Here is a 13,382-nt window from a genome sequence, read left to right as displayed (position 1 = left end):
GCACAGAGCAACGATGAATAGCACTCAATCAAACAAGCCCTCTGCCATTTCCTCAATAACATTAGCGGCAGTGCGCGCACCGGTATCTGCTTCGCGAATCAAATAATCGAAGTGTTGAGTCAGCGCCTGAATCTGCTTACGCTCCCTAAACACCATGTAATAACGTCCGATATACACCACCGCCAAAAAGTGGCCAAAGACCGAAATCGGTGAGGAATAGACTTTCTTGTTATCACACAAATACACGCGCAGAGACGGGTATAACTCTCGGCAACTCTTAATCAGGTGTTCGATCTGCTCTTTTCGGGCCGCCAACGGCAAACCTTGCCAATAGCCCACACCGTTGATGAGCGATTCCACCATATGCGTAGAAATACAGATCTCATAATCCGAACCGGGCGCGCGCAACCACTGCAAGGTTTCATGCATGGCACTACTGGCTTGCTCGGGTGTTTTGTCGAGGAACTGCGCGTATTCAAAACTCAAAACCGCTTCAGTTTTTAACAGATCAGGAAACGTGGCTGGCACATGACGAATTTTGTAACCCGATGCCTCACGATGCCATTCCAGAATTTTATCGTCGGAGGGAGTACGCTCTGCATCGGCAATTTCACAGGCTGTTGATAATAATCCCGCACTGGTCTCACTGCGCTCTGTCAGTCCCAATAACCAGTCGGTACTGACCTGCAATGCTGAAGCACATTCTGCGGCCAGGTGTGCATTTGGTAGGCGCACATCATCCGTATTGAGTAACTGCGCAATGGTCGAGCGATCAACCAAACACTGGCGCGCTAACTCGCTGCGGCTCATGCCTAGCTCCATCATGCGTGACAGCAGGCGTTCGCGAAACATCAGTGTTCTTTGTTGCTTTTTCATAGTGGTGACTAAAATAACCCAAGTTTACTTTAATCAACTTTAACGGATTTTGTTGCCAATGTTCAGAATTACCGTGACCTATATTCTCTTGATAGACTTTGCAGCATGACAAAGCAGCACGAAAACTACGGATAAGCATTATCACCACACCTCAGCATCGAATAAGGAAAACCATGGAAACCACACAGCGCACTATTGTTAAGACCATCAGCTGGCAAAGCCTCGGTATCATCGTAATGAGCATCATCGGCTATCTTCACACCGGCTCACTGACTACCGCGCTGTCATTAGCAGGCAGCACTGTGCTTATCAGCTCGGTGAGTTATATTTTTCATGAAAAATTATGGCAACGTATCTCCTGGGGCAAGACAGTCCAACACTAAGCTTGTCCCAGCAAATACGCTAATGAAGCATGATCCTGATTGAAATAAGCCTCCAGCGCTTCGGGGGTGTCGAAGTCCTTCAGCACACCGGGGTCCATCGATTCAAATGCCTGCACTTGGTCAGGATATTGCTGAATCACTCCCTTAGCCCCCTGATCACCTTGTAATGCCAGGAGATCCTCGCGGTAGCGCATGGGGAAGCACACCGGATGACCGGCCTGTCCATTGAACTCAGGCCTGACAATATGATCATCGGTCAGCCGCAGCATCATTCGTTTATACGTCCTCTCACGAATCACCGGCATATCCGCCAGCGCAATCACCCATTCCGCCGCTAGTGAACGCGCTGCAACGCCTGCCCGTATGCTTGCGCCCATGCCTTCCTCAGCATCATCACAGATCACCGTGCTAAAGGAAGCTTTGTGCAAAAGACCACGCAGCCATTCATCTTGAGGCCGCACCACACAGAGCACCTCATCAACGATTGTCGACAAGTTCTCAGCACTGCGCACTGCCATTGGCACACCGTCTGGCAGTCTCGCCAAACACTTATCGCCGCCAAAACGCGTGCCAGCACCTGCTGCCAGCAAAATGCCGACTATTCCGCTTGATTGCGCCACGAACAATTCCTCGTTGAATATATTACGCTATAATCGCCACGCAAACGCGATTCGTCAATTTTACCCTCAGAGGCATCCGGTCATTTCCAACTACACACCCAAAGCAAAACGCGAACCGGTAAAGTCACCACTCCCCATGCGCGATGGTGTCTCAGCAAGCCGTACTTGGCTGCCAAAATCCGGTAGCTCAAAAAATGCCACGGAGGTGTATGGCAGCTGGGAGACAATTCTGGAGTTTTTGGTCGAGCGCTTTCCGTTTATCTCAGAAGATATTTTTCGGGATCGCCTGAAACGTGGGGATATTGTCAATGAATCCGGCACCCCTTACCGCGCTGACAGCCCCTATGTTGCAGAGAGTTTTCTGTTTTATTATCGGGAAATTCCGGGCGAACCCACCATCCCGTTTACCGAAACGGTTTTATATAAAGACTCCGACATTATCGTAGTGGATAAGCCGCATTTTATCCCCGTCACACCCACCGGACGCTATGTGAAAGAAAGCTTATTATCACGCCTGAAACACCGCTTCCAACTCGAAGACATCAGCCCCATTCACCGACTGGATCGTGAAACAGCCGGAGTCATGTTATTTAGCTGCAGTAAAGAAGTACGCGCGGGTTATCAAAGCCTGTTTCAGAATCGCCAGGTCAGCAAAACCTACGAAGCCATTGCACCGCGCTCTACGCTGGACTTCCCCTATACACACCGCAGTCGTATGGTGAAAGGTGATCCTTTTTTCCGAATGCAGGAGTCAGACGGCGAAGCAAACTCAGAAACGCTAATGGATATTCTGGAAACCAAGGGTGAATTAGCGCGTTATTTGCTGAAACCAGTCAGTGGCAAGCAGCATCAATTACGGGTGCATATGGCATCAATTGGCTGCCCTATTTTAAATGACCCGTTTTATCCCGAGCTGTTGCCCAGCAAGGACGATGACTACTCGCAACCGTTGCAATTACTAGCCAAATCGATTGAATTTGTTGATCCGGTATCCGGCGAATTGCGACGGTTTGAGAGTCAGCTTAGCTTGGAGTTTTAAGCCCGACTTAAACTGATGGACCAACACCCGGATTACGCTCCCACGCACTGGCATCAATCACTTCCTGATACGCATGCCAAGTGGCATGACCAATCACCGGCAATATCACCACCAAGCCGATAAAGCCCGTGACAATACCCAATAATACACTGCCGATAATCACCAGTCCCCATACCGCCATTGTGAACTTATTTTTCAGTACCGCAGCAATAGAGGAAAGCACCGCTGTCACCGCATCCACCGTGCGATCCATCAACATCGGAATCGAGAACGCACCAACACAAAACACTACCGCTGCAAAAATCGCCCCTACAATCGTGCCAATCCCCAGAAACTGAGCGAGGTCTGAAAAAGTCGCATTGCCAAAGCTAGGAAAGAAAATATGCACCATCGACGCCGCCCTTGCCCATAGCAAAAATACGATTAAGAACATCAGCGATAAGACCAACTCATTGCCCATATTCTTACGCCCTTCACGGATACAGCGCATCAACATCGGTTTGACACCGCTGTCCAGCTGACGACTCATGGAGTAAAGGCCAATCGCTAATGCCGGCCCGATAAAAAAGAAACCACCTGTTAATGCGATGGCCACCACCAGGCTCTGTGCCTTCCACGCGACCCAGGCGATTAACAGGGCGATAATTAGCATGACCAAGCCATAGCCAAGGCTCAGTTTCGGGATACTTTTGAAGTCTTGCCAGCCGAGTTTTAGCCAGCGCAAAGGTGCATCCAAACCGATGGTTCTGGATGGCGCAATCATGGGAAGCATATCCTCTTCTCGTAGATCACTCATGATAACCTCTCCTTTTTGTCCTCTTCACTAACAGCTTAGCGCATTGCGTGGTAATCCCCAATCACAACACGTCAGTATTTCACTCACCATTACGATGTGCCTAAGCTTGATGTCTCACAAGGCTTCACACTGACAACTAATTCCGGAAAAAACGATGACATCGTTCTATAGTTAAGCAATGAATATCACACAACTCATCATCCGCTTTTTTCTGGTCATCACAGGCATCGCACTACTGGCGGTATGCGCTGGCTTTTACCTACAACATGAAGCTGCGCTGGCTCTCTGGCCATGGCCGGACGGACGACTCTCCTACATATTCATCGCCTCCATTTTAGCCGCCATCGCCACGCCGGTGATCTGGATGGGTCTTAGCGGAGAACTGGCCGCCATGCGCGGTGGGGCACTGGACTTTGCCACAACTTATCTCGGCTTAACCGGCACACTATTACTCGCCGGTGTTGCCGCGAGTGAGCTGGTTCCCATGCCGCAAACACTTGTTGCTGTAGTCGCGGCCACTCTGTTCAACCTCGTATTATTTTGGATTAGCGAGCACTTTGAATTCAAAGACCGACGCCCTGTTCCGGCATTGGTTCGCCTGTCATTTATTATCTTCACCTTATTACTCATTGGCGTCGGCGTCACACTCATTATGCGCATGCCAGCGATATTCCCGTGGCCACTGCAGCCGCAAAGCTCAGTCGTATTTGGATGGGTTTTCTTAGGTGCAGCAATGTATTTTCTGTATGGTTCGATCAAACCAGTTTGGGGAAATTTCCGCGGTCAGCTAGTGGGTTTTCTCGCTTACGATCTGGTATTGATCCTGCCATTTATCGAGCACTTAAATACCGTCAAAGCCGAGCACCAGCTCAGCCTTTATGTCTACACCGGCGTGATTATTTACAGCGCGGTGCTTAGCCTGTACTTCTTATTCATCCACCCAACAACACGCTTTGGCTCGTATTATGACGAGCTGGATTTTGTATAGAGTCTCTGGAAACACCGCTGCAAATCCGGCGCTGACTCCAGCGCCTTCAAACGCGCTTGAATCACAGCATCACAACGTTTTTGATCTTGCTTTAAAGCATAAGTTCGCCAGCTAATCACAGGCAGATCTTCCTTCTGCAACACCTCAACTGCACCCTCTAAAACCGTCTGCGCCTCATCATGATTCCCCTGCCCTATTCTGCTTTGTGCTAAGAAATAATCCGCCATGACCGAATACGTTAGCTCGCCAGAGCTGTCTGCCTGTGTTTTTAATTCTATCGCCGCAGACGCCGCATCCGACCATTGCTCCCGCGCAAGGTAAAAAGCCGCCAAGCCTTGTTGCAGGGGAAAACGAAGTACCCAGTCAATGGCATTCGGCTCAGCATTTAATCGCTGCGTGATTTCTGTGACATAAGCCTGCGCTTTGTCCACATCCTCACCTACCTGATCGCTCACCTCTTCGCCTACCAGATCGCCAACCTCTTCGCTCACCTCACCACCCAGCGCCACTTCCAGCTGCAGCAAAATAATCACACTAAAAAAGTACAAACTCCCTGTGGGCATTAATTTCGCCTGATCATACACCGGCTGACATAACGCTTTCGCACCTTCAAAATCACCCGCCTGCAACAGTAACCAGGCTTTCTGAATCGTAAAATGTGCCACCCAAGGGCGATGTTCATTCTTAGTCGCCAGCGCCAATGCAGCCTCGATCACTTCCAGCATCTCCCCCCACTGCCCCTGATAAAACAGCGCCCAGGCATGGAAGAATTCACAGCTTAAATAGCTCACCGCATCGCCATTATCCAGTGCCAGCTGCATGGCTCTAGCGGCTAAATCATTCGCCTGCTGATAGCGTGAACGAATAATCAGATAATACAAATGACGCGGATAATGCACACACTGCAAAGCGACATCACCGCTATCCTCTGCAAGCTTAAACGCCGCCTCATAATCCGCCGCATAAGCCGGTTGATAGCCTTCAACCACACTGGAAAAATGAGCGAGCTTGCCTTTGGTATGGATTTTACTAGCCTCATCATCACTGGCTTCGGCCAATGCTACCGCGCGTTTTCCTGCATCTAAACAAGCCTGCCGGTCAATCCAAAACAAAGCATCCGCCATACCCAGTGTGGCATCGATTTCAGCCTTGGAATCCGCCAGCGCTTGACTAGCCTCAATTAACGATTTGTACTCCTTTACCGTCTCGCCCAGCTGCCCACTGGCCAGCAAATAGGTACAGCGTCTTTTTCGTGACGCCAACTGTAACTCAGGCTGTTCCAGACGCTCACTCAGCGCGATGACGTTGCTGATATGCGCAATCGCCTCCCGATAAGCAAAGCACTGCGCGGCATGTTGACTAGCTTCCTTAGAAAACGCCAACGCCCGCGGCAAGTCGCCACCGGCTTCAAAGTGATAGGCTAATTGCGAAGCCAACTCGCTGACCTTACCCAAATAGCCTGATAGCAAACGCTCCGCAAACCGCAGGTGATAATGACGGCAACGCGCCGCCGAGAGGTTTTCATAAAAATACTGGCGATACAGCTGATGCCAAAAGCGGTAAGACTCAGAAATCGACCCATCCGGCCAGCTTTGCGAACCTTCCGGTGCTAACCACTGCTCATGAAGTAACTGATCCTCGCAGACCTCCTCGATTTCCAGCACATCCTGCTGCATCACCGCTGCGAGACTTTCCGTGGCAAATGCCGCAGAAGACACACTAGCCGCCTCCAATACTTGTCGATCCTGCTTACTCAGCTTAGCCGTCTTCAGACTCAGTAACTGCTTTAGCCCACCGGATATCCCCTGCTCGATCTGCTCTGGCGTAATCGCAGCGGCCTGCTCATCCATCAAGCCCATCTGCTGTAAATGATCAGATACGGCCGTCAGCAATAAAGGATTGCCCTCGGTGTAACGGTAAAATAGCTGGGTATAAACCTCACTTCGCAATGTTTCAGGCAGTGCCCGCGCCATCCACTGAGCGACGCCAGCTTCATCCAAATTAGTTAGCGGTAACGTCTGGCATTGCTGATGGAGTGTTAACTGGCTGTAAACCACCTTCAACGCAGACTCATCCTGTTGTAAGGCTGAGGAACGAAAACTGCCCAGCAGCATAAACCGCGCACTGGACTGCCGCTGCGCCAAAGCCATGATCAAATCCAGACTTGCCGCATCGCACCAATGCAAATCCTCAATACACAGGAGTAACGGCGTACTTAGACTGAGCGCATCCACAAAGTCGACAAACTCGCGCAGCATGCGCTGACTGGTGACACCGAATAATTCCTGCTTTAACTGCGCCTGATCCTGCTCCGGAATCAACGACGGGATTTGCAATAACCAACTCGGCGCATACCGACGCAGACATTGCTTCACGGCATCCGCCTGCGCACTTTGCAGCAAAGTCCCCAAAGCACTCAACACGGGCCAGTACGGCTCACCACTGCCGTGTTGATCAAAACACACCGCATTGGCTAATAAACACGGCGAGGGATTATCCGCTTCAAAAAACTGCTGCTTCAACCACGCCTGCACCAATGCTGTTTTGCCCACGCCCGCCTCAGCCGAGATGAACAACAATTGCTTTTGACCCGATTGCGCCAGCGCCCAATGTTCACTGATGGTTTGCAGCGCATCATCACGCGCAATCAAGGTGGTAGCTTGCGTGGAAATAACCGGCGCAGGTACGGAGTTTTCAAGGGTAGTTTGCGCGGCCTGAGCAGTCTGCAGTTCACCAATAAAACGATAGCCCCGCCGATGTACCGTCTCGATAAATTGCGGCTGCTTAGGATGGTCATTGAGTACTTTGCGCAACTCACCGACCGCGACTTTTAACACTGCATCCGTCACAAACACCTTGGGCCACACGGCCGTGAGTAAATCTTCCTTGGTCACCAACTGCTGATGGTGCTGGTGCAGATAGGTCAGCACGGCAAACGCCTTGGGCGACACTTGCGCCCGCTTACCCGCTATTTCGAGTATTTGATTTGCCGGATCGAACACGATTGTTTGCGCCATTCCCATCCCTCTGAAGCAAGCCTAGGTTCACTAAGACTAGCACACGGCAGGCCACTTACTTTGAGTAATTGGCCGCTAATTACGCGAGCAGTCCTGCTTATCAAACCCTAAAGCCCTTTACCGCAATCCTTACCAAAGCTTTACCGCTTCCTTATGACTGAAAAACCTCCGCTACCTACACTGAACTCAGCTTCAAAAGAAGTGGCACATTCACACTGACCGAGGACGTTCATATGGATACCATCACCCGCAGCAAACCACAGCCATTGCCCGCTTCGCTAACCACAAAAACCAAAACCGCTAAGCCCTCAAAACTGCTGGACTCCGTGTGCAATAGCGTCACCATTAGCCTGATCGAAGCGCCTTGGTGGATCGCCATGTTGACCTTGGTTTTTGCTGGCCCGCTGCAAGCTTACCTTGGTCTGGGGTCGGTGTATTTAATCGCGGGGTCAGTCATCTCCATGACAATCGTCGCTTACTTTAGCTCATGGAAAGGCGCTATCTGGATTCCTCAGGATGTGCCCACCGCCATGCTGGTCTTAATCTCAGGCAAAATGCTGGCCGAGATGCCCGGGAGTGTGAGCATGGACAGCAAATTTGCCACGGTGATCGTCAGCTTTGCCATCGCCTCCATGTTGACAGGACTGGGCATGTATCTGGCGGGCAGCTTAAAACTCGGTAAATTTGTCAATCTGCTACCAATGCCAGTGGTTGCCGGATTCCTCGGCGGCACCGGCTGCCTGCTACTACTGGGCGGCATCAAAAGTGCAACGGGCGATCTAGCCTCAGGCGACTTACTTGCCACTGACGCCGTCATACGCTGGTTACCCTGTGTGGCTCTGGCCTTATTCATCTACGTCGCCGGACGACGCATTAAACACTCCCTGTTGATACCAGCCAGCATGTTAGCCGCCTCGCTATTACTGTTCGCCATTAGTGGCTTGATGGGCGTGTCAGTGGGTGAACTGATGGCAGAGGGCTGGTTATTTAACGCAGCGGTTGTAGCGGATGACTTCAGCTTACTTAAGCCAAAACAACTCCATGGAATCCAGTGGTCAGTGATCTTTTCACAATCTCATCATTTGCTGATTTTAGTAATCGCATCAGTGATTTCTATGCTGCTGAATAATAGCGGTTTTGAACTGTTCGTCGGTCGAAAGCTGGATCATGACAAAGACTTACGCACCACTGGCATCGCGAATCTACTAGCAGGCATGGTTGGTGGATGGCCCGGTTATATGTCGCCAGCGTGGTCTTCACTGAACACCAAACAGGGTCGCCAGTTGCCACTAACCGGCATTCTAGTGGCAGTGTTGAGCGGTTTGATCCTTTGGTTTGCGGCTGATTTTTTAGCGTATATTCCGCGCTTTGTGGTTGGCTCGGCAGTGGCTTATGTGGGGGTGAGTTTTTTGTTTGACTGGGTGGTATTTCCGGTTAAGCGTCTTTCCTGGAAGGCGTTTTCGGTAGTGGTTTGTGTGATGGTGGGAGTGGTGGTTTTGGGTGTTTAGTCATTGTTGTTATGACTAGCCCAATCGGATTTTTTGAGCTTTGTAATTTTTTGATCCAGCTCTTCTGCCGTGCAAGCATAGCCGTTTTGCTCTGCGTCTTTTAGCGCATAAATTCCAGATTGCAACCATGCTTTTTCATCTTCAGCTGGATCGACTGATTCAGAGAATTGATTTTTTGGTGGAAATGAAGTGTTGTCTGACATGAGAGAAATCCTTAGCTATTGGGGTTTATGAAAAGGGATTGATCACCGTAATACCACAGGATAGAAAGTCTTTTTCATTTCTGGTCACTAACGTCAGGTTATGCACCGCAGCGGTCGCTGCAATAATCATATCTGCTTGAGTACGAGGCTGCCCCTGTGCCTGAAGTGCCCCCCTAACCTCACCTGCATAGCATGCGATTTGATCTGTTACTGGCAACACGGTGCAGTAGTCCTTGAGAAAGCCATCCAGCCACAAACGAATCCTTGGGTTTGGTCGCCATGAAAGACCAAAGTAAAGCTCATCGAGTGTAATTGTGCTGATTTGGATATTTTGATGCTGGCTGGCCCAAGTCCAAACGCCCGCATTCGGTTGTGGTTTGGCTAACTCACTAATAATATTTGTATCGCACAGCATTATTGTAATTGGTCCGCAAAAGGGTTCGGGCGATTCTCACGCTTAATCTCAGGAAATGGATCATCGTCTAAGCCAAGCTTATGTAGTACCTCGAAAGCATCACACAAACTTTTCTTCGCAGACTGCTTTTTATGACGCACTAATTCTAAGAGCGCAAAATTGATCAGCTCGCGCTTGGTTTTCAAGCCCGTTAAAGCAAATGCCTCATTCGTGAGGTCATCATCCAACACAATATTAGTTCTCACTCTCTACGCCTCTTAAAAACACCAATACACCTAAATAATACACCTATACACCAAAAATGTAAAAGTCAGGCAACAATCAACCTTTACCAAACCCTTACCGTTTCCTTATGACTGATTTTCGGCAGCTCGTTAATCTACAACCATCGCTTAACAACACAGCGACTACCAATCAAACCATAGAGGATACGACCATGAAAAACGCAACTATTATCACAATGACTATCGCTACTTTACTAAGCACTGTTATGTTTTCAGGCACTGCCGCTGCCGCTGCCGCTCAACAATGTGCGGCACGAGTGACCGTCAGCGGAATCGCAGCAGCAGGTGCTTTTGCCGGAGCCAGAGAGCGCCGTGCTACCCGCCGCGCCAAACGTGCATGGGAAGCTTATGTTACCGGTCAGTCAGGCCCATCGATTCTATCTAGCTTCACCAGCACTAATCATTCTTCTTTTGGCTTGGGTTCACGCTTTGCTGATTTGGATAATGCTAAGGGTGTGGTGGTTAACTGTAAGGGTGAGGGTCGAGGTTTGACGCGTTGTACGGTGACGGCTACGCCTTGTACTAAATAATTTCACTACACCGCTATCACCCAGCCCGCTATTTCAGCGGGCTTTTGTTTGTCTATGCGCAAGAGTTTGGTAATAAACCAGTCATTCGAAGATCACCCCACTGTTCATTATTTTACTCTGTTCATTTTTTTTGAACTCTGTAAAATAGTGAACGTGAACTATTCGAGCTACCGCTATGAACGAGAATGCCATACTAGATGAAGCCTTACTGGCACTTAAAAATAATACCGATATAGAGTCCGGGAAGACGAACGCCATTAACAAAAACGGCAATGAATTACACTATGATTTCGCACTTACCTTAAAACAGCGTGATGCAATTCAACACTACCATGTGCTCATAAAACAACGGCCTTCATTAGTTCAGCTCGCCTTGTTAATTGATAATGACAAAGAAGATATCGTAAACGATACAACCACACGCAACGACGGTGCAAAAACGTTGTTAGTCGCCGATTATGTGGATACCAAAGCTTCAGAGTTTTTGAAGAATCACCAGTGTCACTTTATAGACAGTGTCGGTAACGCCTATCTCAATTTCGGTTCTGTATTTGTTTATATAACTGGCAATAAAGCACCTAAAAAACCTGCCGAATCAAAGCCATCAAGGGCATTTCAAAGTACGGGGCTAAAGTTAATATTTAATCTGCTCTGCCACCCCGATGACATCCTCAATCGCAGCTATCGGGATCTCAGTGAAATTTGTGGCGTCTCATTAGGCTCTATCGGCTGGATTATCAATGATTTAAAAGCAGCAGGGTATTTGTCCTTAACAGAAAACGACCAACGAAAATGGGCGGATCGAAATGGCCTGATACAACGCTGGGTTGTTGCTTACGCTGAAAAGCTTAGGCCTAAACTGCTATTGGGTTACTACAAATCACTTCAGCGGGACTGGTATAAAACCGTTGATCCTAAGTCTTTTTCTGCATCATGGGGCGGTGAAGTTGCCGCTGATCATTTGACTCATTATTTAAAATCAGAGTTTTCAACGATCTACACTGATGAGAGCCTTGGCAAATTGGTTCTTTTGAATGGTCTGAAGGAAGTGCCGGAGAAAAGCACTGCCAATGTTGAGGTGCTTCAGAAGTTTTGGCACTTTGACAATCCTAAGACACCAGACTTGGTTCCGCCACTACTTGTTTATGCTGATCTAATCGCTTCGGGGGATTCCAGAAATATGGAAACTGCAAATATCATCTACAGGGAATTTCTTGATGACCACCACTAACCATCTTGATCCAGACTGGATTTCAGCATTGAGTATCATTAAGAAACAGGCAGATCATCTTGATATTCCTTTTATGGTTATTGGGGCGTCAGCACGCGACATACTCCTCGATGCTTCAAATATTTCACCAATCCGTGCAACTCGCGATGTTGACCTGGCAATAGAAATTGCTAACTGGGAACGCTTCGGGGAATTAAAAGCAGCACTGATTGAGACTAAATCGTTTAAGCCAGACAAAGCGATGCAAAGGGTTATATTTGAAGATCATCTGCCGATAGACCTTGTGCCTTACGGTGCTATTGAAACTAATGCTGAAATTTCATGGCCACCAGATCATGTCATTTTGATGTCTGTTGCAGGCATGACAGACGTTTTTGATGCCTCGCTTAGCCTGCCAATAACAAACTCCCCAGAGGCGTTGGACATAAACGTTGCGTCATCCACTGGTATAGCGTTACTCAAGCTGCTTGCATGGGAAAGTCGCAAAGCAAGCATCACAAAAGATGCAGAAGACCTGTACTTTCTCATCCGTCATTATATTGATCTTGGCAATCAGGAAAATTTGCAAACTAATCACGAAGATTTGTTTGATGACATTGATACGGCGCATGCGCGTTTGCTGGGAAGAGACCTATTAGCACTTTGCAGTCCTCAGACCTTATCCACAGTGAAAACGATTTTAGACAGAGAAACTGACGACTCTAATGAATCAGTCTTGGTACGAAATATGCTGCCCAGACATGCTGATTCTAATCAGGCCTCCCAGTGCAGAGCATTATTAATTGCCATAAGAACCGAGTTATCAGGGGTGAATCCTTCGTGATAGTGCCTTTTTTCACGGTCATTTTCTCCTAACAACCACCACAAACCTGACACACATCAACTCCAAATCCACCAACCGCATTATGCTGTAAAGCACGACAAATAGCGGAGGACTCCGACATGAACCAAGACATGCTGGATACACAAAAAGCGACGTTACTGACACGAGAAGCAGAGCTGTCAGAGCGCTTGGTAAGCCTGCAAGCGGATATGATGAAACCTCACGATCAGGACTCCTCAGAGCAAGTGGTTGAGCGGGAAAATGACGAAGTGGTAGAGCAACTTGCCCATGAAACGCAGGATGAGTTAATTCAGGTGAAACACGCCTTGTCCGCCATTGAATCAGGCCACTACGGGGAGTGCGAACAATGCGGCGAAGACATTGCGCCCGCACGACTGGAGACTCTTCCTTATGCGAGCAAGTGCATAAAATGCGCCTGAGCCGAAACGACTGAGTATTATTTCGGCTCTTGCTGCAAGAATTTCTGAGTGGCTACACGCTTAGGCCGAGTCGCAAACCATCGCGAATCGCCTCATGAATTCCGCGACTCGACACCGCATCACCACAACGATACAGGCAATAGCCTTCACCGACTTTATCAGCGAATAGTTGTGGCTTGGCTTGCAGCAGCGCATTGATTTCAGCAACGCCCAGGGCAATCGCTTGAAA

At 48.9% G+C, this 13,382-nt stretch carries 15 protein-coding genes; 8 read left to right on the top strand and 7 right to left on the bottom strand.

The genetic code is table 11. From position 1 onward, the window contains the following. Positions 1–24: 24 nt before the first annotated feature. Positions 25–876 carry a helix-turn-helix domain-containing protein gene (locus DKW60_RS08815; RefSeq protein WP_109837290.1) on the bottom strand — a complete coding sequence of 284 codons (852 nt, stop codon included), beginning with the start codon at positions 874–876 and terminating at the stop codon, positions 25–27. A 173-nt stretch (positions 877–1,049) separates the two neighbouring features. Here DKW60_RS08815 and DKW60_RS08810 point away from each other — a divergent pair, with 173 nt between their 5' ends. Beyond that, a complete protein-coding gene (locus tag DKW60_RS08810) occupies positions 1,050–1,259 on the top strand; it encodes a DUF2061 domain-containing protein (RefSeq protein WP_109837289.1) in 210 nt (69 codons plus the stop codon). Here the strand turns inward: DKW60_RS08810 and DKW60_RS08805 are convergent. After that, positions 1,256–1,879: a nucleotidyltransferase family protein gene (locus DKW60_RS08805; protein ID WP_181389632.1), complete on the bottom strand. Its 624-nt coding sequence runs from the start codon at positions 1,877–1,879 to the stop codon at positions 1,256–1,258. The two genes, DKW60_RS08810 and DKW60_RS08805, sit on opposite strands and share 4 nt — an antisense overlap. A 13-nt stretch (positions 1,880–1,892) precedes the next feature. On the opposite strand from DKW60_RS08805, the gene DKW60_RS08800 reads away from it, so the two are divergent. Continuing rightward, on the top strand, positions 1,893–2,918 hold the full coding sequence (locus DKW60_RS08800; protein WP_219988686.1) for a pseudouridine synthase: 1,026 nt from the start codon (positions 1,893–1,895) through the stop codon (positions 2,916–2,918). Positions 2,919–2,925: 7 nt separating this feature from the next. Here the strand turns inward: DKW60_RS08800 and DKW60_RS08795 are convergent, their stop codons facing one another. After that, on the bottom strand, positions 2,926–3,714 hold the full coding sequence (locus tag DKW60_RS08795; RefSeq protein WP_109837286.1) for a DUF2189 domain-containing protein: 789 nt from the start codon (positions 3,712–3,714) through the stop codon (positions 2,926–2,928). A gap of 178 nt (positions 3,715–3,892) precedes the next feature. Between DKW60_RS08795 and DKW60_RS08790 the strand changes: the two genes are divergently transcribed. Beyond that, positions 3,893–4,702 carry a hypothetical protein gene (locus DKW60_RS08790; RefSeq protein WP_109837285.1) on the top strand — a complete coding sequence of 270 codons (810 nt, stop codon included), beginning with the start codon at positions 3,893–3,895 and terminating at the stop codon, positions 4,700–4,702. Here the strand turns inward: DKW60_RS08790 and DKW60_RS08785 are convergent. Continuing rightward, entirely contained in the window at positions 4,678–7,719 is a 3,042-nt protein-coding gene (locus DKW60_RS08785) for an AAA family ATPase (protein ID WP_181389631.1), read from the bottom strand. The two genes, DKW60_RS08790 and DKW60_RS08785, sit on opposite strands and share 25 nt — an antisense overlap. 233 nt (positions 7,720–7,952) lie before the next feature. Here DKW60_RS08785 and DKW60_RS08780 point away from each other — a divergent pair, with 233 nt between their 5' ends. Then, a complete protein-coding gene (locus tag DKW60_RS08780) occupies positions 7,953–9,227 on the top strand; it encodes a SulP family inorganic anion transporter (protein WP_109837283.1) in 1,275 nt (424 codons plus the stop codon). On the opposite strand, the gene DKW60_RS08775 is transcribed toward DKW60_RS08780, so the two are convergent. Genes DKW60_RS08775 through DKW60_RS08765 form a run of 3 tightly spaced genes read right to left on the bottom strand, consistent with a single transcriptional unit; the run spans position 9,224 to position 10,090 of the window. Next, entirely contained in the window at positions 9,224–9,430 is a 207-nt protein-coding gene (locus DKW60_RS08775; protein ID WP_109837282.1) for a hypothetical protein, read from the bottom strand. The two genes, DKW60_RS08780 and DKW60_RS08775, sit on opposite strands and share 4 nt — an antisense overlap. A 25-nt stretch (positions 9,431–9,455) precedes the next feature. Continuing rightward, positions 9,456–9,845 (bottom strand): type II toxin-antitoxin system VapC family toxin, encoded by a 390-nt coding sequence (locus DKW60_RS08770; RefSeq protein ID WP_109837281.1) that lies wholly within the window; start codon positions 9,843–9,845, stop codon positions 9,456–9,458. Next, positions 9,845–10,090, bottom strand: a complete 246-nt coding sequence (locus DKW60_RS08765; RefSeq protein WP_109837280.1) for a type II toxin-antitoxin system VapB family antitoxin — start codon at positions 10,088–10,090, stop codon at positions 9,845–9,847. The genes DKW60_RS08770 and DKW60_RS08765 overlap by 1 nt, the downstream gene beginning before the upstream one ends. A gap of 191 nt (positions 10,091–10,281) precedes the next feature. On the opposite strand from DKW60_RS08765, the gene DKW60_RS08760 reads away from it, so the two are divergent. From DKW60_RS08760 to DKW60_RS08745, 4 genes are all read left to right on the top strand, one after another. Beyond that, on the top strand, positions 10,282–10,659 hold the full coding sequence (locus DKW60_RS08760) for a hypothetical protein (protein WP_109837279.1): 378 nt from the start codon (positions 10,282–10,284) through the stop codon (positions 10,657–10,659). A 175-nt stretch (positions 10,660–10,834) separates the two neighbouring features. Further along, on the top strand, positions 10,835–11,890 hold the full coding sequence (locus tag DKW60_RS08755; RefSeq protein ID WP_109837278.1) for a type IV toxin-antitoxin system AbiEi family antitoxin: 1,056 nt from the start codon (positions 10,835–10,837) through the stop codon (positions 11,888–11,890). Further along, positions 11,877–12,713, top strand: coding sequence for a nucleotidyl transferase AbiEii/AbiGii toxin family protein (locus DKW60_RS08750; protein WP_109837277.1), 837 nt, complete (start codon positions 11,877–11,879; stop codon positions 12,711–12,713). The genes DKW60_RS08755 and DKW60_RS08750 overlap by 14 nt, the downstream gene beginning before the upstream one ends. Before the next feature lie 119 nt (positions 12,714–12,832). Continuing rightward, entirely contained in the window at positions 12,833–13,153 is a 321-nt protein-coding gene (locus DKW60_RS08745; protein ID WP_245929653.1) for a TraR/DksA family transcriptional regulator, read from the top strand. Positions 13,154–13,382 lie beyond the last annotated feature (229 nt).

The organism is Leucothrix pacifica (genome assembly GCF_003172875.1).
In the GTDB taxonomy this organism is placed as follows: Bacteria; Pseudomonadota; Gammaproteobacteria; order Thiotrichales; family Thiotrichaceae; genus Leucothrix; species Leucothrix pacifica.
This window is presented reverse-complemented; position numbering and strand designations above follow the sequence as displayed.

Coding starts and splice junctions, on each gene's coding strand:
- DKW60_RS08760 (WP_109837279.1), top strand. CDS start 10,282: ATGAAAAACGCAACTATTATCACAATGACTATCGCTACTTTACTAAGC.
- DKW60_RS08770 (WP_109837281.1), bottom strand. CDS start 9,845: ATGCTGTGCGATACAAATATTATTAGTGAGTTAGCCAAACCACAACCG.
- DKW60_RS08780 (WP_109837283.1), top strand. CDS start 7,953: ATGGATACCATCACCCGCAGCAAACCACAGCCATTGCCCGCTTCGCTA.
- DKW60_RS08795 (WP_109837286.1), bottom strand. CDS start 3,714: ATGAGTGATCTACGAGAAGAGGATATGCTTCCCATGATTGCGCCATCC.
- DKW60_RS08755 (WP_109837278.1), top strand. CDS start 10,835: ATGAACGAGAATGCCATACTAGATGAAGCCTTACTGGCACTTAAAAAT.
- DKW60_RS08745 (WP_245929653.1), top strand. CDS start 12,833: ATGAACCAAGACATGCTGGATACACAAAAAGCGACGTTACTGACACGA.
- DKW60_RS08790 (WP_109837285.1), top strand. CDS start 3,893: ATGAATATCACACAACTCATCATCCGCTTTTTTCTGGTCATCACAGGC.
- DKW60_RS08810 (WP_109837289.1), top strand. CDS start 1,050: ATGGAAACCACACAGCGCACTATTGTTAAGACCATCAGCTGGCAAAGC.
- DKW60_RS08785 (WP_181389631.1), bottom strand. CDS start 7,719: ATGGCGCAAACAATCGTGTTCGATCCGGCAAATCAAATACTCGAAATA.
- DKW60_RS08775 (WP_109837282.1), bottom strand. CDS start 9,430: ATGTCAGACAACACTTCATTTCCACCAAAAAATCAATTCTCTGAATCA.
- DKW60_RS08815 (WP_109837290.1), bottom strand. CDS start 876: ATGAAAAAGCAACAAAGAACACTGATGTTTCGCGAACGCCTGCTGTCA.
- DKW60_RS08750 (WP_109837277.1), top strand. CDS start 11,877: ATGACCACCACTAACCATCTTGATCCAGACTGGATTTCAGCATTGAGT.